This is a genomic window from Luteimonas mephitis DSM 12574, from assembly GCF_000422305.1.
Lineage (GTDB): Bacteria > Pseudomonadota > Gammaproteobacteria > Xanthomonadales > Xanthomonadaceae > Luteimonas > Luteimonas mephitis.
In genome coordinates, this window is record NZ_AULN01000012.1 from 476674 (window position 1) to 497308 (window position 20635).

Below are 20635 nucleotides of genomic sequence, written 5' to 3' on the forward strand. Positions count from 1 at the left end.
CCCAAGGAGACCCCCATGGACATGCCAATCCCGCGCATCCTGAGCATCGTGCTTCCGCTCGCGTTCGCCATTGCATCCACGCCGCTGCTGGCACAGGAGCACGCCGGCCATGCCCATGCGCATGAACACGCATCGGCGCCCGCCGCCGCGCAGCCGGCCCAGGGCCAGCGCTGGGCGACCGACGCCGACCTGCGCGCGGGCATGGGCCGCATCCGCGCGAAGGTGGACGAACTGCGCCACCACGAGATGGGGCACATGGGCGACACGCGCGCCGCGGCGCTGGCCGAAGGCATCGGCGGCGACATCAGCTGGATCGTCGCCAACTGCAAGCTCGAGCCGGCCGCCGATGCGGCGCTGCACCCGATCATCGGCAAGCTTGCGATGAATGCCTCGGCGCTGAAGTCGAGCCCAAGCGACGTCGCCCCGATCGCGTCGATGCGCGAGGCGCTCGCGGATTACACGCGGCTGTTCGACGATCCGGGCAGCGAGCAGCCGGCAGCGGAAGACGCGGCCGAGTGAGTGCCAGGTGTCAGTCCTGCGCGCGGTCGCCGTCGGCGATCGCGCGCAGGCGCTGCAGCCACGCCGCCGGATCGATGCCGCTGCGCGACAGCCACTGCGGATCGAACAGGGTGCGGTCGTAGCGTTCACCGCGATCGCACAGCAGGCTGACGATGCTGCCGCTTTCGCCGCGGCGATGCATGGCCTCGCCAAGCTGCAGGCAGGCGACGAGGTTGGTGCCGGACGAACCGCCGTAGCGGCGGCCCAGGTGGTGCTCGAGCAACTGCATGCCGGCGATCGACGCCGCGTCGGGCACTTCGACGACCTCATCCACGACTTCGAACAGGAAGCCCGGCTCCGCGCTGGGCCGGCCGATGCCTTCGATGCAGGTTGCATGGGTGGCGCGTGCGTCGTGGTCGCGCGCGTGCCAGCCGCGGGCGAACGCCATGCCGGTCGGCTCGGCCACGCACAGCCGCGTGCGCAGGCCGCGGTAGCGCAGGTAGCGGCCGATCGTGGCCGACGTGCCGCCGGTGCCGGCGCCGCAGACGATCCATGCCGGCTCGGGGAAGCGCTCGCGTTGCATCTGGCCGATGATCGATTCGGCGATGTTGTTGTTGCCGCGCCAGTCGGTGGCGCGTTCGGCCAGGCCGAACTGGTCGAGGAAGCAGGCGCCCCGCGCGGCGATCTCCTTCGCGCGCGCCTGCGGGCAGGTGCCTGCGCCGGTGAGCTCGCAGTGTCCGCCCAATGCGTGCACCGCCTCGATCTTCGCCGGTGCGGTGGTGGCCGGCATCACCGCGGTGAACGACAGCCCCAGCAGTCGCGCGAACCAGGCCTCGGAGATCGCGGTGCTGCCCGACGAGGCATCCACCACCGCCTGCCCCGGCCGCAGCCGGCCGTTGCACAGCGCGTACAGGAACAGCGAGCGCGCCAGCCGGTGCTTCAGGCTGCCGGTCGGATGCGCGGCTTCGTCCTTGAAGTAGAAGTCGATGCCCGGCAAACCCGGGAAGGTGGCGTGCAGCAGGTGGGTATCGGCCGAGCGCGCGGCCTCGCGGTGCAGCCGGGCGACAGCGTCGATGGCCCACTCGCGCGGATCGTCGCCGATGATGGAGGTGGGGCGTGCGTTCATGCCGGCTCCGGGCTTGCTGCGAGCAGTGCGCGGATGCGACGGCCCAGGTGGTCGATGTACTGGTCGATGTAGCTGATGCCGTTGGCGTGGTCGAGCAGGTACGGGTTCATGAGCGTGTGGCGCAGGATGACCAGCCGGTCGCTGTCGTCGCCGTCGGAGTCGAGCGTGGCCGGGTCGATCCCGATCGAAGCGAGGATGCGGTGCATTTCCGCGTCGCCCACCGCCTCGGGCCGCAGCGTGGTCATCGAGCCGAAGAACTGCTTGACCTGCAGCGGCTGGCGCGGATCGGCACGCAGCTCGTCGTGCAGGCGCCGGACGAAGGCGTTCGCGACCGCAAGGTCGGCGTTGCCGGCGGGATTGATCGCCAGGCACACCAGGTTGCTGTCGGGCGCGAACGGCACCGTGACGTGCGCCACGCCTTGCAGCGCTGCGCCCAGCCGTTCGCCGCCGGCGTGGAAGGCCTCGGCCGCGAGCACGGTCTGCCGAGGCAGGCGGCCGAAGTTGGCGTGGTCGAGCGGCAGCACCTTGTGCGTCACGTACACCGCGGCGGCGATGGCGCCGGACTTCGAGCCCTCGGGCACGAACTGGCCGAGCTGTCGGTAGCGCGCGTGGTAGTCGGCGTCGCGCGCGTCCTGGAACACGTAGTCCGCCGACTCGGCCAGCAGCGCCACCGCGCGATGGTCGCGGCAGATGAAGGCGCCGGCGCCGTAGGGCAGGTAGCCGAGCTTGTGCGGGTCGACCGTCACCGAGTCGGTGCGGCCGAGTGCGGCGAAGGCGGCATGCACCTCGGGCAGCGGGAAGCGGGCGAAGCCTTCGCGCACGTCCGCGAGCGCGCGCAGGCTGCCGTCTGGATTGCGGAACAGGGTCGCCAGGTAGCCGCCCCAGGCGCCGTCCACGTGCACGCTGAAGCCGAGCCCGCGCCGGGTCCAGCGATCACGCGCATCGACCACGGCGTCGACCGGGTCGACCGTTCCGTATTCGGTGGTCCCGAGCACCGCGACCGCCATCAGCACCGGCTGCCGTTCGCGCTCGCAGCGCGCCAGCGCATCTTCCAGCGCATCGGCGTCCAGCCGCATGCCGCGCTCGGGCAGCAGTTCCAGCTGGCCGCGGCCCAGGCCCAGCAGCTTCAGGCCCTTGCTCCACGAGTAGTGCGCGGTGATCGGCGCCAGCACCTTCGGCACTTTCAGCGCCGGATGGCGGGCGAAGAAGTCGACCATCCCGAGTTGCTCGATCCGCTGCGCGGCGACCGTGCGCACCCAGCGGCGCTGCTCGCGCGGCGGCTGTGCGGCCAGCCAGGCGTTGGCGCGCTCGAGCAGGGCGATGCCGGCGTCCGGGCCCAGGTTGAACGCGGTCCAGTCGTCCGCCGGCACGTCGATGTCGGGGACGCCGCCGGCGCGCAGCGCGACCGGGAACGCCTTGAGCGCCAGCGCCAGCCGCAGCGCCTGGTAGTTGGCGACGGTGCCGCCCGAGGTCAGGTGGCCGAACGCGCAGTCCGGGCGCGAGGTGTCGTCCGGATAGCCGAGCATCCGCGCCAGCTGCAGGCCGGCCTGGACCTCGAGGTCGATGGTGACCGGCGCCGCGTCCTCGCTGACGTTGTTGGGGTTGTAGGGAAGGGTCAGGATCTGCGCGGCCAGGCCGGGCAGCAGCAGGTCCGAGGCCATGTGGCCGATGTAGCGCGGGCTGTGGAACGGCACCGAGCGCTTGAGCGCGGCCGACAGCTGGTGCAGTTCGCGCCGCAGCCGCGATTCGAACGCCTGGTAGCCGGGATGTCGCGCCGCGTGGGTCGGGATCGCCGGCGGGTCTTCGGGATGGAAGTTGCGGCGCCAGTAGACGTGGTCGCGCAGGAACTCGACCATCAGCTTCTCCAGCAGCGCGTCGTTCTCGCCGTATGGGCCGAGGAACAGCGCGTCGAGCCAGCCGCGATCCGGATCCGCCGCGCCCTGCGCAGGCGCGTCAGGCAAGCCAGGCATGCAGGAAACCCAGTGGATGGTGCGCGCGCGCGATGCCGTAGACCATCGCGAAGGTTGCCAGCGCCGCGACATAGCAGCCCCAGCGGATGCCGCGCGTCCGCCCGCGCTTCATCGCCAGCACGCCGAGCACCACGTACACCACCACCAGCACCAGCTTGGTCGCCAGCCAGCCGTTGGCAAACATCGCCCCGGGCAGGATCGTCAGCAGCATCAGCGCCGCGGTCAGCAGCGTGGTGTCGATGGTGTAGCTCAGGTAGCGCACCGGCGCGGCGTGCGGCCAGCGCGCGCCGGCCACGGCGAACAGCCCGCGCAATGCGAACAGGCTGCCGCTGAGGACCACGGCAAGGATGTGGACACTGCGGATCTGGGGGTAGAACTCGATCATCCGTATCGCTCCGTCATCAGCCCGGCTTGCCGTCGGCGCGCGGCGCCAGGTAGATCCGCAGCGAGCGCAGCACCCATGGCGTGAACGCCAGCAGCCAGCCCAGTGCAGCGGCGGCATGCCAGGCCATCTGGTCGGGGACGAGCTCGGCGGCGATGCGCATCAAGCTCACCAGCTGGATCACCATGAAGGCGAACATGGCCACGCCGCCGAATACCAGCGGCCGCCCCGAGTGCCCCTGCGTCACCCGCGTCACCATCGCCACCAGCAGGCTGCCGAAGAAGCCGATGAACAGCGCGTGCGCCGGCGCGCGGCCGAGGATGAAGTCGCCGTCGAACGCATAGACCAGGCTCTGCGCGATGAACAGCGCCAGCGCGACCGGAAGCCAGGCGTAGCCGAAGAACAACACCCGCAGCAGCGCAGGCACCGGCCCGCGCGGCCAGTTGCGCCACAGCCACGTGCCCGCCAGGGCCAGCAGCGGTGCGTCCGCCAGCCACAGCCACTGGTAGCCGTGCACCAGTTCCAGCGCCAGGTGCGCGAGGACCAGCGGCCAGAACGCGGCCAGCAGCCACATCGGCCGCCATGGCCTGTAGCCCGGCACCACGTTGCCGGCGAAGAACGGGAACATCCTGTGCGCGACCGTGAAGTACACCGGCAGCAGCAGCCCGAACGTGCCGATCTTGATCGCCGCGAACATCAGCCGCGCGTCCTCGACGTGCAGGAACGCCGCGTACGCCAGCAGCCCGACGAAGCCGAGGAACATTGCGCCCGCGCACGACACTGCGTGCCAGGTCTTGCCGCCGTCGCGCCACAGCAGGCGCAGCAGGTAGAACAGGCCCGTGCCCCAGCCGGCCAGCGTGAACACTGCGCCCAGGTGCAGCAGGTGCGCCGGTCCCAGCGCGCCGGCGAGGGTCAGCAGCTGGCCGCCGAACAGGCCAAGCCCGACCGGCACGTAGTGCCAGCGGGTAAGTTCGTCCTGCCCCATCCAGCGCGGGAACACCGTCAGCAGGAAGCCGAACATGAAAGGCGCGAGCACGTGGTACTGCATCACGATGGCGTGGATCCAGCCGCCGTAGACCTGCGGCTGCGGCAGGCCGATCACGTGCCAGCGCGCGTCCACCAGCCACAGCGTCCACCAGAACATCGCCAGCAACACGTTGGCCGCGCCGATGAAGAACAGCAGCCGGTGCGGCGCGCGGGCGAGCATCGCCGGCGAGAGCATGTGCTGCGGAGAAGAAGGGGATGGCTTGTCCATGGCGTGAAGTGTGCGTCGAGGCGGGCAGCGCTGCCTTGATCCAGGTCAGCGGTGCCCGCGGACCGTGTGGAGGCAATCCATGATCGTGCCGGAGCGCCGGCTTCCCGGCGCACGCAGCGTATTCACGGATCCGTGAAGCGAATCGCCCCCGGGGCCTCCCTGAAGAGGTCCCGGGGGCGGCTCAGGTGCCGCCCGGGCCATGGCGAATGCCGCGGCCCGGGCGGGTGTTTCCGCTAGCGGGTGCCCGTCGCCTCGATCGCGTCCGTCGGCTCCGGCTCGCGCTTGGGCGCGACCCAGAGCCGGAACACGAACAGTGCCACCAGCAGCGCGCCGACCGAGAAGATCGTGTCGCCGGGGACTCGCAGCCACACCAGCAGGTCGATGATCGGGCGGTTCATGAACTCCGCCGAGCGCGCGTACCAGTAGCCGTGCTCCAGGTTCGCCTCGAGCTGCAGCACGCCCATCGGCAGCAGGGTCAGGATCGCCATCAGCGCAAGGCCGATGTTCATCGACCAGAACCCGCCCTGCAGCAGGCCTTCCTTCCAGACCACGTCGGGGCGCAGGCCGCGCAGGCAGTACAGCATCAGTCCCATGCCGAGCATGCCGTACACGCCGAACAGCGCCGTGTGGCCGTGCGCCGCGGTGAGGTTGGTGCCCTGCATGTAGAACAGCGCCAGCGGCGTGTTGATCAGGAAGCCCAGCAGGCCGGCGCCGACGAGGTTCCAGAAGCTGACCGCGAGGAAGAACATGATCGGCCACTTGTAACGCGCCATCCACGGCGTGGCACGGCTGCTCTTCCAGGTTTCGTACGCCTCCAGCCCGATCAGCGCCAGCGGCACCACTTCCAGCGCCGAGATGCTCGCGCCCAGCGCAACCACGCTGGTGGCGACGCCGGCGAAGTACAGGTGGTGGAACATGCCCAGCACGCCGCCGGCCATGAACACGATCGTGGCGAACAGCACGTTGATCGTCGCCGACCTGCCGCGCACCAGGCCGAGCTTGACGAAGATGAAGCTGATCACCGCGACCGCGAACACCTCGAAGAAGCCTTCCACCCACAGGTGCACGATCCAGAAGCGCCAGTAGGTGATGATCGAGATGTGGGTGTCCTCGCGCCACATCAGGCCGGCCGCGTAGAGCAGGCCGATGGCCACGGTGGACAGGAACAGCAGCGCGGCGATGTGGCGCGCCTCGTGGGTCTTGCTGCGCAGTGCCGGCCACAGTGCGCGGCCGACCAGGAGCAGCCACAGCATCAGGCCGATGAACAGGTAGATCTGCCAGAAGCGGCCGATGTCGGTGTATTCCCAGCCCTGGTGGCCGAACCAGAAGTTGTTGGCCAGGCCGAGCTTCTGCATCACCGCGAACCACTGCCCGGCGAACGAGCCGACCACGATGATGATCAGGCTGACGAACAGGAAGTTGACCCCGAACCGCTGGTACTTCGGCTCATGCCCGGAAATCGCCGGGCCAAGGTAAAGGCCCGTCGCCAGCCACGCGGTCGCGATCCAGAGGATCGCCAGCTGCGTGTGCCAGCTGCGCGTCACCGCGTACGGCAGGTACTCGGCGAGCTGGAAGCCGTAGGCCTCCTGGCCTTCGATCTGGTAGTGCGCGGTGGTCGCGCCCATCAGGATCTGCACCAGGAACAGCGCCATCACCACCCAGAAATACTTGGCGGTGGCCCGCATCGACGGCGTCACCGCGATGGCGCGCGCCGGGTCCCTGGCCGGCGGCACCAGCGGCTTCTCCTTGCCGTGGTAGACCGCGTAGTGCCAGGCCAGCAGCGCGATGCCGGCGATCATGAAGAGGATCGAGAACATCGACCACATGAAGCTGCTGGCAGTGGGGACGTTGCCCACCAGCGGCTCGTGCGGGAAGTTGTTGGTGTAGGACTTCACGTCGCCCGGACGATCGGTGACCGTGGCCCAGGAGGCCCAGAAGAAGAACCCGGTCATCATCCGGCGATGCTCGAGATCCGGCACCGGATTCTCGCGCAGCGCGTAGGCTTCGCGCAGGTCGGCGGTGGCCGGGTCGTTGGAGAACACGCTCATGTAGTGCGCGGCCACCTGCGTGATCGCCTGCGCGCGCTCGTCGGAAACGACGATCGAACCGGTGGCGGGATCGTAGGTGTTGCGGCGGAGCTCCGGCTTGATCTCGGCCTGGAGCTTGGCCTTCTCGCTGTCGTTCAGTGCGTCATAGGCCAGGCCGAATTCCGCGCGTGCGCGCAGGCCCATCATCGCCATGACCTCCCGATGCAGCCATTCGGCCGACCAGTCGGGCGCGATCAGTGCGCCGTGGCCCCAGATCGAGCCGTTCTGCTGGCCGCCGATGCTTTGCCAGACGTGGCGGCCCTGCTCGATGTCCGCGCGGGTGAAGACCACCTGCCCGCTTTCGGTTACCACCTGCTCCGGCATCGGCGGCGCGGTCTGGTAGATGTCCTTGCCGATCCACAACATGATGCCGAAGCTGACGACCAGCAGGGCCCCAAGGCCCCACCATAGCCGCCTGGTGATCTGCACGCTTTTGGGTTCCATGACTCATTCTCCCGGACAGGTGCGCCATCTTCGCCAGTCGTGGGCGGCGGCATGTTGATTTGAATCAAGCAGGGGCGAGCTCGCGTGCCGCGTGCCGGGAGTGCGCGAAGGCCAGGCCCGTGCGAGGGCAGCCTTGGGCCTGCGGGCGCGTGCCTGCAGGTCGTGGGTGGAGCAGTGCGTGGTCGAGGCTGCCTTCCGGCCGGCTGCGCCGCCGCGAGGCCGCGCAATCCCCCGCGAACGTCTAGTGCCGCAGCACCGGCGCGGCCAGCGCTTCGAGCCGCTCGCGGCCGACCAGTTCCAGTTCGCGTCGTTCGACCTGCAGCAGGCCGTCTTCCTGGAAGCGCTTGAGCACGCGGCTGACCGTTTCCGGCGCCAGCCGCAGGTAGTTGGCGATATCGGTCCGCGGCATCGTCAGCGCGAAGCGGTTGGGCGAGAAGCCGCGTGCCGCGAGGCGGTCGGACATGCCGATCAGGAACGCGGCCATGCGCTCGTCCGCGCTGAAATCGCCGGCCAGCAGCGCGGCGCGGCCGATGCTGCGGCTCAGCAGCCGGAACAGGTGCTGCTGCAACCCGGGCAGGCGCGCGGCCAGCACCGAAATCTTGGGGAACGAGAACCGGCACAGCATCACCGTGTCCAGCGCCACTGCATTGCACGGGTAGGTGTCGCCGTCGATCGCGTCCAGGCCGATCACCTCGCCGGGGAAGTGGAAGCCCAGCACGTGCTCGCGGCCGTCGCGGTCGATGACGTAGGTCTTCACCGTGCCGGCGCGCACCGCGGCGATCGCCTCGAACGGGTCACCGACGCGGAACACGTGTTCGCCCGCGTGCAGCGGGCCGATGTGCTCGACCAGCATGTGCAGGTCCTGCAGCGAGGACTTGTCCATGCCCTGCGACAGGCAGGCCTGCGAGAACGCGCAGGTCGAGCAGAAATTCAGCTCGTCGCCGTCGTCGGCGAGCACGCTGCGGTCGACGCGCGGGAACGCGGTATTGCTCACGCGCGGATCTCCGGCGTGGTCAGATCGCGCGTGAGAAGCGCGGCGTGGCGCCGGCGTCGTCGGCAGGTGGCAGGTAGCGGTCGAAGCACATGGCAATATTACGCAACAACAGCCGGCCCTGGGTGGTCGCGACGATGCGGTCGGGCTCGAGCCGCACCAGCCCGTCGTCCTGCAGCGGGCCCAGTTGCTCGAGCGCATCGGCGAAATAGCTGCGGAAATCGATCGCGTAGCGCCGCTCCAGCGCGCTGATGGGGATCTGCGCCTGGCACATCAGCTGCTGGATCAGGTCGGCGCGCAGCCGGTCGTCCTCGGACAGGCGCATGCCGCGGAACACCGGCAGCCGGCCTTCGTCGATCGCCAGCTGCCAGGACGGCAGGTCGCGCGGGTTCTGGCTGAAGCTGTCGCCGATGTGGCTGATCGCGCTGACCCCGAGGCCCACCAGGTCGCTGTCGGCGTGGGTGGTGTAGCCCATGAAGTTGCGGTGCAGGCCGCCGCGCGCCTGCGCCTGGGCGAGGTCGTCGTCGGGCAGGGCGAAGTGGTCCATGCCGACGTACACGTATCCGGCGGCGGTGAGCTTCTCGATCGCCAGCTGCAGCAGGCCGAGCTTGGCCTGTGGCGAAGGCAGGTCGTCGGCGAGGATCTGCCGCTGCGCCTTGAACGTCCCGGGCAGGTGCGCGTAGCCGTACACCGCTAGGCGGTCGGGACGCATCCCGAGCACTGTGTCGAGGGTTTGCGAAAAACCCGCGGCGTTCTGCTTCGGCAGCCCGTAGATCAGGTCGATGTTGACCGAGCGGAAGCCGTTCGCGCGGCAGGCATCGACCACCGCGCGGGTTTCCTCCACCGACTGGATGCGGTTGACGGCCTCCTGCACAGCCGGGTCGAAATCCTGCACGCCGAAGCTGGCGCGGTTGAAGCCGAGCTCGGCCATGCCGGCGATGTCGGCGGGCGAGACGAAGCGCGGGTCGAGCTCGATCGAGATGTCGCGCGCAGGCGACTGCGAGAAGCGGAACTGGCTGGCCAGCGTTTCCATCAGCTCCCGCAGCTGCCCGCCGTCGAGGAAGTTGGGCGTGCCGCCGCCCAGGTGTACCTGGATCACCTCGCGGTCGCGGTCGAACAGGTCCGCCATCAGGCCGATCTCGCGGTACAGGCGCGCCAGGTAGGTGCCGGCGCGCGACTTGTCGCGGGTGATGATGCGGTTGCAGCCGCAGTAGAAGCAGGGGCTCAGGCAGAACGGCACGTGCACGTACAGCGACAGCCGGCGCGGGATCGGGTCGCCGTTGCTGGCCAGTGCGGCCTCGCGAAGCTGCGTCTCGCCAAACCCGGCGGCGAACTGCGGCGCGGTCGGGTACGAGGTGTAACGCGGGCCGGGCCGGTCGTAGCGGCGCAGCAGGTCGGCGTCGAAGGTGGGATTGGCGAGCATGCAGGCAAAGGTAATCGCGCGCGTGGGCGCATGCCTTGACCCGGATCAATCCGAGGCCCCTGTGGGAGCGGCCGTGGGTCGGAGCTACGCCCCCGACGCTCCGTAATGTCGATGATCCCGGGCGCCGGGGGCGTAGCTCCGACCTACAGCCAGCGCACCTTCTTCAGGTAGCGGTACAGGCCGAAGCAGCCCAGCGCCAGCGCGCCGATCAGGATCAGGTAGCTGTAGCGCCCGCCCAGTTCGGGCATGTGCTCGAAGTTCATGCCGTACCAGCTGGTCACCAGCGTCGGCGCGGCCAGCAGGGCGGCCCAGCCGGCCAGGCGCTTGACCACTTCGCCCTGCGACAGCGTGACCAGTGCCTGGTTCACGCCCAGCGCGGTGCCAAGCATGTCGCGCAGTGCGTCAATGGTCTCGTTGCTGCGCACCGAATGGTCGAGCACGTCGCGGAAGTACAGCCTCACTTCGGGGACGAGCAGCGCGCTGGGCGAGCGCACCAGCTGCGACAGCACGTCCTGCAGCGGGGTGACTGCAAGGCGCATGTAGGTCAGTTCGCGCTTGAGGTCGTACAGCCGCACCATCGTGCCGCGGCGGAAATCCTCGGTGAAAATGTCCTTCTCCAGCGCCAGCAGCGTATGCTTGAACTCGTCGACGATCGGCAGGTAGTTGTCGACCACGGCGTCGAGCACCGCATACAGCGCGTACGACGGCCCGAGCTCCAGCAGTTCCGGCTCGCGCTCGACCCGCGCCCGCACCGGCGCGTACGACAGCGATGCGCCGTGGCGCACGGTCACCAGGTAGCGCGGTCCGAGGAAGGCGTGGGTCTCGCCGTAGCGGATGCGTTCGTCCACCACCTGCGCGGTGTTGACCACGATGAACAGGCAGTCGCCATAGGCCTCCAGCTTGGGCCGCTGGTGTGCGTTGCGTGCGTCCTCGATCGCGAGGTCGTGCAGGTCGAACTCTTCCTGCAGCTTGTCGAGCACGGCGCCTTCGGGCTCGTACACGCCGACCCAGACGAAGCTGCCGTCTTCGTTCGCCAGCACGTCGCTGATCTCGTCGAGCGAGATGTCGCGCAGCTTGCCGCTGGTGTCGTAGACGGACGCATTGACCACGCAGGCGGGGACGTCGGGGCGCGCGGCTGCGCGGCTGGTGTCGGTGATCGGGGTCATGCAGTCATCGTGCCCCTACCGCGCCGGGCCGACAAGTAACACCGGCGCAGGGCGGGGCGACGCCCCCGACGCACGAGATCCTCGCGGCGGCTGGATTCGCCACGCATGGATTCGCGCCGCAGCCCCGCGCTGTCCGGGCTGGCGAATGCCGGGGGTGCAATCCCGATCTACGTCCCCGACGCTTCGAATTCGTGACGCAGCCGCGTCGCACCCCTGCCCAACGCCAGCCACAGCCCCGCATGCACCGGCAGCAGCAGCGCGATCCACGATGCGTTGCGCTGCGGGATCACCGGCAGCCACAGCAGGAACAGGGCCGCAATGGAGCAGGCGAGGACGACCGCCAGCCAGCGCCCGAACCACGGTCCGGCCGCGCGTCCGCGCGCGATGCGCCAGCCGCCGGGAAGCAGCAGCAGGCACAGCGGGTTGAACAGCAGCAGGTTGTGGTTGCCCCAGGCGAAGCGATGCGCGGTGAAGATCCACAGGAACAGCATCAAGGCGCCCAGCACCACGCAAAGCCCCCACAACGGCAGTGCGCACGCGGCGACCGTGCGCGGCGCGCGGCGTGCGGCCAGCACCACGGCCACTGCGATCGCGAGCCCGGCCAGCATCCACGGCCACCATGGCCGCGGCGCCTCGGCCGGTTCCGGCGCGATGCGATGCGGCAGGATCTTTTCCTCGGCCAGCACCAGCGGCTGGCCGTTGCTGCCGTCCACTTCGCGCAGCGCGTCGGCCAGGCGCATCGGCACGAACGACTCCTGCCACACCGACAGCGGCTGGTCGGCGGCCGGTCCCAGGCCGATGTCGAAGCCCAGCCACATCCATGGCGCAGGCGAGGCCAGGCGCACCGATTCGCTGCGGTAGGTGCTGCCGTGCGAACGGCCTTCGATCTGGCGCTTGAGCGACCCGTCCAGCGCTGCGTCAAGCGCGTCGCGTACGCGGGTGGCGCAGTTGTCGGTGAAATAGTCGTAGCCGTAGCGTGCGTTCTCGGGCTTCGCATTCTCGGCCAGCGCCGCGGCCAGGCGCGCGGCCTCGCCGTCGCTGAGGTTAAGCCACTGGATCGAGACGCCGCGGCCGACGTCGCGGTAGTAGGCCATGTCGTCGGCGAACGGCAGCGCCTGCAGCCGGTAGCGCATGCGGCCGTAGACGAAGTTGGAGATGAAGTCGGATTCATCGGGGTCGAAGAAGCCGAAGTTGTAAGACGTGGCCGTGCCCGTCACCGCGTCCTCGACCACGATCGCGTCGTGGCCGAAGCGCTCGAAGAACACCGTGCCCGGCTGCATCGTCGCCACGCCGATGCGCGGGGCAGGCGAGGCCAGCGCGGCCCCGCAGGCCAGCGCCGACAGCAGCAATGCCAGCAACAGGCGAGTGCCCGCGCGTGCCGCGGCGGGAAGGCAGGACGCGGGATGCCAGTGCGCCGAGAGCGGCCGCCGCGACTCAGTCGTCATCGCCGTGGATGCTCACCAGCAGCGCGTGCAGGCGCCGCGCGTCCGCCCGCGCGACGCGGAAACCGAAGCGGCCCAGCGCCAGTTCCTCGCCGGCTTCGGGCAGGTGGCCGATGGCCGCGGTGACCAGTCCGCCGATGGTGTCGTACTCGTCGTCGTCGAAGTCGGCGCCGAAGCGTTCGTTGAAGTCGGAAATCGGCGTCAGCGCGTCGACCACGTACTGGCCGTCGGCCTGTGCGGCGATCAGCGCGCCGGGATCCTCGGCATCGTCGTGCTCGTCGTCGATCTCGCCGACGATCTGCTCGAGCACGTCCTCGATCGTGAGCAGCCCGGCGACGCCGCCGTACTCGTCGATCACGATCGCCATGTGGTTGCGCGACTGGCGGAATTCGCGCAGCAGCACGTCCAGGCGCTTGGACTCCGGGATCAGCACCGCCGGGCGCAGCAGTTCGTGGATGGTGCCCGGGCCGTTGTCGGCGACCACGCCGCGCAGCAGGTCCTTGGCCAGCAGCACGCCGAGGATCTCGTCCTTGTCGTCGCCGTGCACCGGGAAGCGCGAATGCCCCGACTCGACGACGTGCTTCATCAGGTCGATGAACTTCTCGTCGGCCGACAGCATCACCATCTGCGAGCGCGGGATCATCACGTCGCCCACGCTGAGCTCGGACACGGTCAGCGCGCCCTCCATCATCTTCAGCGTGTCGGCGGCGATCAGGCCATCGGCCTGCACGTCGCGCAGCAGTTCGATCAGGTCGTCGCGGGTGGAGGGTTCGCCGGACAGCATCGAGCCGATGCGGTCCAGCCAAGAGCGCCGTTTGTCCGGGATCTCGGTGGCGTGGGGAGTACTACTGTCGTCCTCTGGCATTGCAGTCTTGTCAGCGCCCGGATGGGCCACGGGGGGAGTCTAGCGCGGCCCGGCGGCGGGCTGGTGAAACGGGATGGCGGTTCCGCCGGCATGGACGGCCGCGCATGCGCGCGCGTTTCAGGCGTCGAATTCGTCCCGGTAAGGGTCGGAGATGCCCAGCCCGGCGAGGATTTCCCGCTCCAGCGCCTCCATGCACTCGGCCTCCTGCGCATCCTCGTGGTTCCAGCCCAGCAGGTGCAGCGCGCCGTGCACGGTGAGGTGGGCGTAGTGGTCGTTCAGCCGCTTGCGCTGCTCGCGGGCCTCGCGGGCGACCACCGGCGCGCACAGCACCAGGTCGCCGAGCAGCGGCATCGTCACGCCCTTGGGCAGCTTGACGCCCTCGGCCATGTCGGCCGGGAAGCTGAGCACGTTGGTGGCGTAGTCCTTGCCGCGGTAATGGCGGTTGAGCGCGCGGCCCTCGCGTGCGTCCACCAGGCGCACGGCGAGGTCCGCCTCGCGGATGCGACCGGCCAGCGCCGCGGCCACCCATTTGCGGAAACTCACCGCCGCCGGCAGGCCGGCGCGGGGCAGGGCGTAGCCCACGGAAACGTCGAGGCGGACGGGGCCACGAGTCATCTTCCGCGCCAATCCTGTGCGTCGAATCCGATCTCGACCACGCGTGCGTCCGCCGACTTCTCCGTGATGCCAGCGGTCGCCGCGTCCTTGAAGCAGTTCTCGCGCTGGTAAGCCACGGACTGCGTGACCAGGGCCTCGGCGATCGCCTGCGGGTCGCCGTCGGGATCCACGGTGATCACCGCGTTCGCGCAGTCGCCGATGTTGACGACGTCGATGGCTGGCACGAGGCTGCGTGCCGCGCGGTCGGCCAAGGCCCGGAAGCCGGCGTCGTCGATGCGCTCGCGCGCCGCCGACACGCGCACCTTGAAGAAGTAGAGCTGCTTGTGGAACAGGTATCCGTCGGAATGCATCGGCATGCCCTGCGGCAACAGGTCCAGCTGCACGCTCACGCGGCGCCCGGTGTGCTGGCTGGCTTCGAGCAGCATGCGGGCGAGGGCAGCCTCCCCGGTGTCGAGCTCGCCGGGCGCTTCCCGTTCCGACGCGTCGCGGGTCGGCGCGGCGGCGTCCGCTGCCATGTCGCCGGGCGAAGCTGATCCGGGCTCCGGTCCCGGCAATTCCAGCGTAAAGTCGCTTTCCTCGACGATCCGCACGTTGCCGTAGTAGCCGGCCTCCTCGGCCTCCGCGAATCCCGCCTTGAACTCGACCATCCCGCGTTCGACGGCGTCGGCCTCGGCCGAGCGTCCCGCGGGGTAGACGTAGACGTCGAAGCGGGTTTCCTGGTGGCCCGGCAGGGCATAGCGGAACCCGGCACCGGCATACTTGTTCGCAGCGTCGTAGCTGCTGCCTTCGATGACGAACTCGCCGATCCGCTCCGGCGCGATCACGTAACTGGTTTCAATGAATGGCCGGGCCTCGGCCTTCCGCTCGCCCGGTGCCTGTTCCTGTCGCGCGTCGGCAGCGGGCACGAACAGCGCGGACGCGAGTGCGATCACGGAGGCGGCGCTCAGGAACACGGGACGGATCATGGCGGGCGGTGCGAGGGCGGATCCTGCAGTCTACGCCGGTCCCGTGGCGGCATCCTGCGCATCGCGGCGCTCGTAGGCGTTGACGATGCGTGCCACCAGCGGGTGCCGGACCACGTCGCGAGCCTCGAAGAAGGTGAAGCTCACGCCTTCCACCTCGTGCAGGACTTCCACTGCATCGCGCAGGCCGGACTTGACGTGCTTGGGCAGGTCGATCTGGGTCAGGTCGCCGGTGACCACGGCGGTGCTGCCGAAGCCCAGCCGGGTCAGGAACATCTTCATCTGCTCGATGGTGGTGTTCTGGGCTTCGTCGAGGATCACGTAGGCGTCGTTGAGCGTGCGCCCGCGCATGTACGCCAGCGGCGCGATCTCGATGACGTTCTTCTCCAGCAGCTTGAGCACCTTCTCCACGCCGAGCATCTCGTACAGCGCGTCGTACAGCGGGCGCAGGTACGGGTCGACCTTCTGCGAGAGGTCGCCGGGCAGGAAGCCGAGCTTCTCGCCGGCCTCGACCGCCGGGCGCACCAGCACCAGCCGCTGCACCCGCGATTCGTTCAGCGCCTCGACCGCGCTGGCCACGGCGAGGAAGGTCTTGCCGGTGCCGGCGGGGCCGACGCCGAAGTTGATGTCGTGGGTGGCGATCGCGTGCAGGTACTTCTGCTGGTTGGGGCCGCGCCCGCGGACAGTGCCGCGGCGCACGCGGATCGCGACTTCCTGCGGAACGTAATCGCCGCTGCCGCTGGACGCACTGGCGCTGGCATCGGCGTCGGCGCCCGCGCCGGCGGCGTTCATGCGCAGGTTGATCGACTGGCCGTCGAACGTCTCCTCGCCGGCCTCGGCATACAGAGTGCGCAGCAGCCGTTCGGCCTGCGCCACCGGCGCGGCTTCCGGGCCGGTGACGCGGAACACGTTGCCGCGGTTGGCGATCTCCACGCCAAGGCGCAGTTCGATCTGCCGCAGGTGGCCGTCGAACGGGCCGGCCAAGTTGGCCAGGTGTTCGGCGTTGTCGGGTTCGAGGGTGAAGTCGCGCTGGTGGGGATTGGGCATGCGGGCGCGCGGAAAGCGGCGGTCGGCGGGGGATGGCAAGGGTAGCGCCGGCGGGCACGCATGGCCACGGAGCGGCGTCGATTCGCGCCCCTTGCAATTAATTAATTGAAGAATTAAATTTTGCCGCCATGCCGACTCGAAGCAAATCCGGGACGCCCGCGGGGCACGTGAAACGGGCCGCGACATCGAAAGCGGCTCCCGCGCCTGCACCCGGACGCCGGCCGACGCGCAAGGGTGCGGCGGCAGACGGCGCGAAGCCGGGAAAGCCCGGTGCCCAGCCCGGTGCCAAGCGCGCGCCCGGTCGGCCCGTGCGCAAGCAGGGACAGCGACACGGCGACGTTCGCGAGGCACTGCTGGATGCCGCCATCGCCTGCTTCACCACCAAGGGCATCGCCGCGACGTCGCTGCGCGAAATCGCCACCCAGGCGCATGTCACCCCGGCGCTGCTGCATTACTACTACGGAGACAAGGCGCAGTTGGTCGAGGCGCTGGTGCAGGATCGGATGCTGCCGGCGTTCGCCGTGGTGCGCGAGCGCGTGGCGGCGGCCGGCGACGACGTCGCCGACACCGTGGCCGCCTTCGTCTGCGGCCTGACGGAAGCGATGAAGCGCCATCCCTGGTGGCCGCAGCTGTGGGTGCGCGAAGTGCTGTGCGAGGGCGGCGCGCTGCGCGATCTGCTGCTGACGCGGATCGCGCCCGAACTGGCGCGCACGATCGCCGGCCGGTTCGCCGCGGCGCAGGCGCGCGGCGAACTCAACCCCGACCTCGACCCGCGCCTGCTGATGACCTCGCTGGTCGGCCTGACCCTGCTGCCCGCGGCGGGCGCGCCGATCTGGCGCGCGCTGTTCGAAGCCGACGACCTCGGCCTCGACGACGTGCGCCGGCATGCCATCGCGCTGCTCGACCGCGGTCTCGAGCTGAAGCCTTCGGCGAAATGAAGCACTTCCGCTCCCATCGCGATTCCCGCTGTGCCCTCCGCGCGAGTCTGCAGGAGTGCCGCGGGTGGAGACTTCGATGACAACCCCTGGCAACCGGTTCCTGGTGTTGGCAATGGGCCTGGTGCTGCTGCCGGGCTGTCGCCACGACGCGCCGCAGGCGCTGGGCACGCTGGAATTCGACCGCGTCACCCTGCCGGCGCCGGTGGCCGAGCGCATCGTCTCGATCGACGTGCGCGAAGGGCAGCGGGTCGAGGCCGGTGCGAAACTTCTCACGCTGGAGCGCACCCGCACCGGCGCGCAGGCACAGGCGGCGCTGGCCGAAGTGCAGCGGCAGCGCGAAGTGCTGGCCGAACTGCAGGCGGGGCCGCGCAGCGAGGATATCGCCCAGGCGCGCGCCAACCTCAACGCGGCGCAGGCGCAGGCGCGCGATGCCAGCGCCTACTACGCACGCCTGCAGCCGCTCGGGAGGCGACAGCTTGTCGCCGCGGCCGAGGTCGATCGCGCCCGCGCCGCGGCCGGCAATGCGCAGGCACAGGTGCGCGCCGCGCAGGCCGCGCTCGCGGAACTCGAACACGGCACCCGTCGCGAACAGATCGCCCAGGGCGAGGCGGCGCTGCAGGCCGCGCAGGCGCAGGCCGAAGCCGAACAGGCCACCCTGCAGAAACTGGACCTGGTGGCGCCGCGCGCCGGCCGCGTGGACAGCATTCCCTACAAGCTCGGCGACCAGGCGCCGGTGGGCGCGCCGCTGGTGGTGATGCTGGTCGGCGGCGCGCCGTACGCGCGGGTGTACGTGCCCGAACCGATCCGCACAGGCGTCGCCGTCGGCCAGCGCGCACGCGTGTTCGTCGATGGCCGCGACGCGGCGCTGGCTGGCACGGTGCGCATGATCCGCAGCGAGCCCAGTTTTACCCCGTACTACGCACTGGCCGGCGCGGACGCCGCGCGGCTGAGCTACCTGGCCGAGATCCAGCTCGACAAGGACGCCGCGGCGCTGCCTGCCGGCGTGCCGCTGCGGGTGGAATTCGAGGGCGGGGGCGGGCAGTGAGCACTTGCTTCCCGGCGGCGGAAACGACGGTGGAACGCAGCGGCTGCGCTCCATGAATGCGCCCGCGCAAGCCGCCGCCGATCTCGCGATCCGCGCCCGCGGCCTGAGCAAGCGCTTCGGCGAAGTGCTCGCGGTGGACCGGGTCGACCTGTCCGTGCCGAAGGCCTGCGTGTACGGGTTCCTCGGCCCGAACGGCTCCGGCAAGTCCACCACCATCCGCATGCTTTGCGGCCTGCTGACGCCGACCGAGGGCGAGATCGAAGTGCTGGGCCTGCGCATCCCCGCGCAGTCCGAGCAGCTGCGCAGCCGCATCGGCTACATGACCCAGAAGTTCTCGCTGTTCGAGGACCTGACGGTGCGCGAGAACCTCGAGTTCCTCGCCGCCGTGCAGGACGTGCCGAAGGCGAAGGCGCGCGCGCGGATCGATGCGCTGGTCGAGCAGTACCGCTTCGGCGATCGCGAGAAGCAGCTCGCGGGCACCCTCAGCGGCGGCCAGAAGCAGCGTCTCGCGCTCGCCGGCGCGGTGATCCAGGAGCCCGAACTGCTGTTCCTCGACGAACCCACCAGCGCGGTCGATCCCGAATCACGCCGTGACTTCTGGGAAAAACTCTTCGACCTCGCCGACGCCGGCACCACTCTGCTGGTGTCCACCCACTACATGGACGAGGCCGAGCGCTGCCATCGCATCGCGATCCTCGACCACGGCGCGCTGGTGGCCGACGGCACGCCGCGCGAGCTGACCGCCGCGCTCGAAGGGCGCACGGTGCTGGTCGACGCCGCCGAGCCGCGGCGCGCGCAGAAGGCGCTGGTCGACGTACCCGGCGTGCTCAGCGTCGCGCAGATCGGCAACAGCCTGCGGGTGCTGGCCGATCGCAACGGCGACGCGGCGGCGCGGATCCGCGACGTCCTCGGAAAGGCGGGCGTACGAGCGCACGTCGATGCCTCGCAACCCAACCTCGAAGACGTGTTCGTGTCGGCGACCAGCGGCAGCAGCGATGGCGACCGGCCTGGCAAGGCGGATGCGGCATGAGAACCCTGGGCGCCACGGGATTGTTCCGATCGTCGTTGCTGCGCGGGCGCAGGCCCATGGGCGTTGCCGTCGATACCCGTTCCTCTGGACCAGGGCCCGCGGACGACCAGACGTTCGCCGGTTCGAAGTCCCGCCTGCACGGGAATGATGGGTCGAGGCGGATCCAGCCATGAACCTCCGCCGCCTCGGCGCCATCGTGGTCAAGGAGGTGCGCCAGCTGCGCCGCGACCGCGTCACCCTGGCGATGATCCTCGGCATCCCGGTGCTGCAGCTGGTGCTGTTCGGCTACGCGATCAACCTCAACCTGCGCGGGCTGGATGCCGGCATTGCCGACCAGTCCAACACGGCTGCCTCGCGCGCGCTGGTCATGGACATGGTGGCCACGGGTGTCATCAGTCCGTCGCTGAGCGCGACTTCGCCACGACAGCTGATGGAGGCGCTGCGGCGCGGCGAGATCAGCGTTGGCGTGGTGATCCCGCCGGACTTCGAACGCCGCCGCTTCGACGGTCGCGAGGCGGTGCAGGTGCTGGTCGACGGCAGCGATACGGTGGTGCAGAGCGCGGCAATGCAGCTTGCGCAGCTGCCGCTGGACACCCGGCCGGCCAGCAACGCGAAGAACGAGCGCGGCGGCCCCGGACAGGTCAGCGTGGTGAGCTTCTACAACCCCGAGCGGCGCTCGGCGGTCAACATCGTGCCCGGCCTGATCGGGGTGATCCTGACCATGACGATGGTGCTGTTCACCGCAGTTGCCATCGTGCGCGAACGCGAGCGCGGCAACATGGAGCTGCTGATCGCCACGCCGCTCAGCCGCTCGGAGCTGATGGTCGGCAAGGTGCTGCCCTACATCGCGATCGGACTGCTGCAGACCACGCTGGTGCTGGCGCTGGGGATGTGGCTGTTCAACGTGCCGGTGCGCGGCAGCGTGCTGGACGTCTACGTCGCGTCGATCCTGCTGATCGTCGCCAACCTGACCCTTGGTCTGCTGATCAGCACCCGCGCGAAGTCGCAGTTCCAGGCAATGCAGATGACGTTCTTCATCTTCCTGCCCTCGATCCTGCTGTCGGGCTTCATGTTCCCGTTCGCCGGCATGCCGCGCGCGGTCCAGTGGCTGGCCGAACTGCTGCCGCTCACCCATTTCCTGCGCCTGATCCGCGGCGTGATGCTGCGCGGTGCCAGCCTCGTGGAACTGTGGCCGGAAGTGGCGGCGTTGCTCGTGTTCACCACGGTGATGATGGCGGCGGCGATCCTGCGCTTCCGCAAGCGGCTGGACTGATCCGCCCGGCCTCGGAAGGCCGGAGCGTGCCGGCGGTCATGTTCCCCCCGGGGCCGGCAGGCTAGCATCGCCTCGA

General features: G+C 69.7%; 18 protein-coding genes. 5 read left to right on the forward strand and 13 right to left on the reverse strand.

The window, feature by feature from the left end; translation table 11 throughout:
* Positions 1-15: 15 nt before the first annotated feature.
* Positions 16-519: a hypothetical protein gene (locus tag H570_RS16015; RefSeq protein WP_036134677.1), complete on the forward strand. Its 504-nt coding sequence runs from the start codon at positions 16-18 to the stop codon at positions 517-519.
* 10 nt (positions 520-529) lie between these two features.
* Here H570_RS16015 and H570_RS0102315 read toward each other — a convergent pair whose 3' ends face one another.
* From H570_RS0102315 to H570_RS0102375, 13 genes are all read right to left on the reverse strand, one after another.
* Positions 530-1624 carry a PLP-dependent cysteine synthase family protein gene (locus tag H570_RS0102315; protein WP_027079345.1) on the reverse strand — a complete coding sequence of 365 codons (1095 nt, stop codon included), beginning with the start codon at positions 1622-1624 and terminating at the stop codon, positions 530-532.
* Complete coding sequence (locus H570_RS16020; protein WP_051175992.1) at positions 1621-3594, reverse strand: pyridoxal phosphate-dependent decarboxylase family protein; 1974 nt, start codon at positions 3592-3594, stop codon at positions 1621-1623. The genes H570_RS0102315 and H570_RS16020 overlap by 4 nt, the downstream gene beginning before the upstream one ends.
* Positions 3578-3979, reverse strand: coding sequence for a SirB2 family protein (locus H570_RS0102325; protein ID WP_027079346.1), 402 nt, complete (start codon positions 3977-3979; stop codon positions 3578-3580). Before H570_RS0102325 ends, H570_RS16020 begins: the two co-directional genes overlap by 17 nt.
* A gap of 16 nt (positions 3980-3995) precedes the next feature.
* Positions 3996-5231, reverse strand: a complete 1236-nt coding sequence (locus tag H570_RS0102330) for an NnrS family protein (RefSeq protein ID WP_027079347.1) — start codon at positions 5229-5231, stop codon at positions 3996-3998.
* A gap of 233 nt (positions 5232-5464) precedes the next feature.
* Positions 5465-7747, reverse strand: coding sequence for a nitric-oxide reductase large subunit (locus H570_RS16025; RefSeq protein ID WP_156899804.1), 2283 nt, complete (start codon positions 7745-7747; stop codon positions 5465-5467).
* Between the two features lie 256 nt (positions 7748-8003).
* Positions 8004-8756 (reverse strand): helix-turn-helix domain-containing protein, encoded by a 753-nt coding sequence (locus H570_RS0102340; RefSeq protein WP_027079348.1) that lies wholly within the window; start codon positions 8754-8756, stop codon positions 8004-8006.
* Between the two features lie 19 nt (positions 8757-8775).
* Positions 8776-10176, reverse strand: a complete 1401-nt coding sequence (gene hemN, locus H570_RS0102345) for an oxygen-independent coproporphyrinogen III oxidase (protein WP_036134694.1) — start codon at positions 10174-10176, stop codon at positions 8776-8778.
* Positions 10177-10319: 143 nt separating this feature from the next.
* The gene (locus H570_RS0102350) at positions 10320-11342 is read right to left on the reverse strand and encodes a magnesium and cobalt transport protein CorA (protein ID WP_051175993.1); all 1023 of its coding nucleotides are present in this window, start codon (positions 11340-11342) and stop codon (positions 10320-10322) included.
* 167 nt (positions 11343-11509) lie between these two features.
* Positions 11510-12787 (reverse strand): lipoprotein N-acyltransferase Lnb domain-containing protein, encoded by a 1278-nt coding sequence (locus H570_RS16030; protein WP_084499626.1) that lies wholly within the window; start codon positions 12785-12787, stop codon positions 11510-11512.
* A complete protein-coding gene (locus tag H570_RS0102360) occupies positions 12777-13649 on the reverse strand; it encodes a CorC family transporter (RefSeq protein ID WP_027079351.1) in 873 nt (290 codons plus the stop codon). Before H570_RS0102360 ends, H570_RS16030 begins: the two co-directional genes overlap by 11 nt.
* A gap of 117 nt (positions 13650-13766) precedes the next feature.
* On the reverse strand, positions 13767-14264 hold the full coding sequence (gene ybeY, locus H570_RS0102365; RefSeq protein WP_027079352.1) for an rRNA maturation RNase YbeY: 498 nt from the start codon (positions 14262-14264) through the stop codon (positions 13767-13769).
* Positions 14261-15229 carry a hypothetical protein gene (locus H570_RS0102370; protein WP_051175995.1) on the reverse strand — a complete coding sequence of 323 codons (969 nt, stop codon included), beginning with the start codon at positions 15227-15229 and terminating at the stop codon, positions 14261-14263. Before H570_RS0102370 ends, ybeY begins: the two co-directional genes overlap by 4 nt.
* Before the next feature lie 30 nt (positions 15230-15259).
* Complete coding sequence (locus H570_RS0102375; protein ID WP_027079354.1) at positions 15260-16273, reverse strand: PhoH family protein; 1014 nt, start codon at positions 16271-16273, stop codon at positions 15260-15262.
* Positions 16274-16581: 308 nt separating this feature from the next.
* On the opposite strand from H570_RS0102375, the gene H570_RS16035 reads away from it, so the two are divergent.
* The 4 genes from H570_RS16035 (at position 16582) to H570_RS0102395 (ending at position 20559) form a co-directional block, all read left to right on the forward strand.
* Entirely contained in the window at positions 16582-17211 is a 630-nt protein-coding gene (locus H570_RS16035) for a TetR/AcrR family transcriptional regulator (RefSeq protein ID WP_036134698.1), read from the forward strand.
* A 76-nt stretch (positions 17212-17287) separates the two neighbouring features.
* Entirely contained in the window at positions 17288-18256 is a 969-nt protein-coding gene (locus tag H570_RS0102385; RefSeq protein ID WP_027079355.1) for an HlyD family secretion protein, read from the forward strand.
* Between the two features lie 88 nt (positions 18257-18344).
* On the forward strand, positions 18345-19286 hold the full coding sequence (locus H570_RS16040) for an ABC transporter ATP-binding protein (RefSeq protein WP_051176020.1): 942 nt from the start codon (positions 18345-18347) through the stop codon (positions 19284-19286).
* A 169-nt stretch (positions 19287-19455) separates the two neighbouring features.
* On the forward strand, positions 19456-20559 hold the full coding sequence (locus H570_RS0102395; RefSeq protein WP_027079356.1) for an ABC transporter permease: 1104 nt from the start codon (positions 19456-19458) through the stop codon (positions 20557-20559).
* Positions 20560-20635 lie beyond the last annotated feature (76 nt).

What these genes read in the sequence shown, in the direction of transcription:
- H570_RS16015 (WP_036134677.1), top strand. Translation starts at nt 16, where the DNA reads ATGGACATGCCAATCCCGCGCATCCTGAGCATCGTGCTTCCGCTCGCG.
- H570_RS16030 (WP_084499626.1), bottom strand. Translation starts at nt 12,787, where the DNA reads ATGACGACTGAGTCGCGGCGGCCGCTCTCGGCGCACTGGCATCCCGCG.
- H570_RS0102330 (WP_027079347.1), bottom strand. Translation starts at nt 5,231, where the DNA reads ATGGACAAGCCATCCCCTTCTTCTCCGCAGCACATGCTCTCGCCGGCG.
- H570_RS0102350 (WP_051175993.1), bottom strand. Translation starts at nt 11,342, where the DNA reads ATGACCCCGATCACCGACACCAGCCGCGCAGCCGCGCGCCCCGACGTC.
- H570_RS0102375 (WP_027079354.1), bottom strand. Translation starts at nt 16,273, where the DNA reads ATGCCCAATCCCCACCAGCGCGACTTCACCCTCGAACCCGACAACGCC.
- H570_RS0102395 (WP_027079356.1), top strand. Translation starts at nt 19,456, where the DNA reads ATGAACCTCCGCCGCCTCGGCGCCATCGTGGTCAAGGAGGTGCGCCAG.
- hemN (WP_036134694.1), bottom strand. Translation starts at nt 10,176, where the DNA reads ATGCTCGCCAATCCCACCTTCGACGCCGACCTGCTGCGCCGCTACGAC.
- H570_RS0102315 (WP_027079345.1), bottom strand. Translation starts at nt 1,624, where the DNA reads ATGAACGCACGCCCCACCTCCATCATCGGCGACGATCCGCGCGAGTGG.
- H570_RS0102385 (WP_027079355.1), top strand. Translation starts at nt 17,288, where the DNA reads ATGACAACCCCTGGCAACCGGTTCCTGGTGTTGGCAATGGGCCTGGTG.
- ybeY (WP_027079352.1), bottom strand. Translation starts at nt 14,264, where the DNA reads ATGACTCGTGGCCCCGTCCGCCTCGACGTTTCCGTGGGCTACGCCCTG.
- H570_RS0102325 (WP_027079346.1), bottom strand. Translation starts at nt 3,979, where the DNA reads ATGATCGAGTTCTACCCCCAGATCCGCAGTGTCCACATCCTTGCCGTG.
- H570_RS16020 (WP_051175992.1), bottom strand. Translation starts at nt 3,594, where the DNA reads ATGCCTGGCTTGCCTGACGCGCCTGCGCAGGGCGCGGCGGATCCGGAT.
- H570_RS0102360 (WP_027079351.1), bottom strand. Translation starts at nt 13,649, where the DNA reads ATGCCAGAGGACGACAGTAGTACTCCCCACGCCACCGAGATCCCGGAC.
- H570_RS0102370 (WP_051175995.1), bottom strand. Translation starts at nt 15,229, where the DNA reads ATGATCCGTCCCGTGTTCCTGAGCGCCGCCTCCGTGATCGCACTCGCG.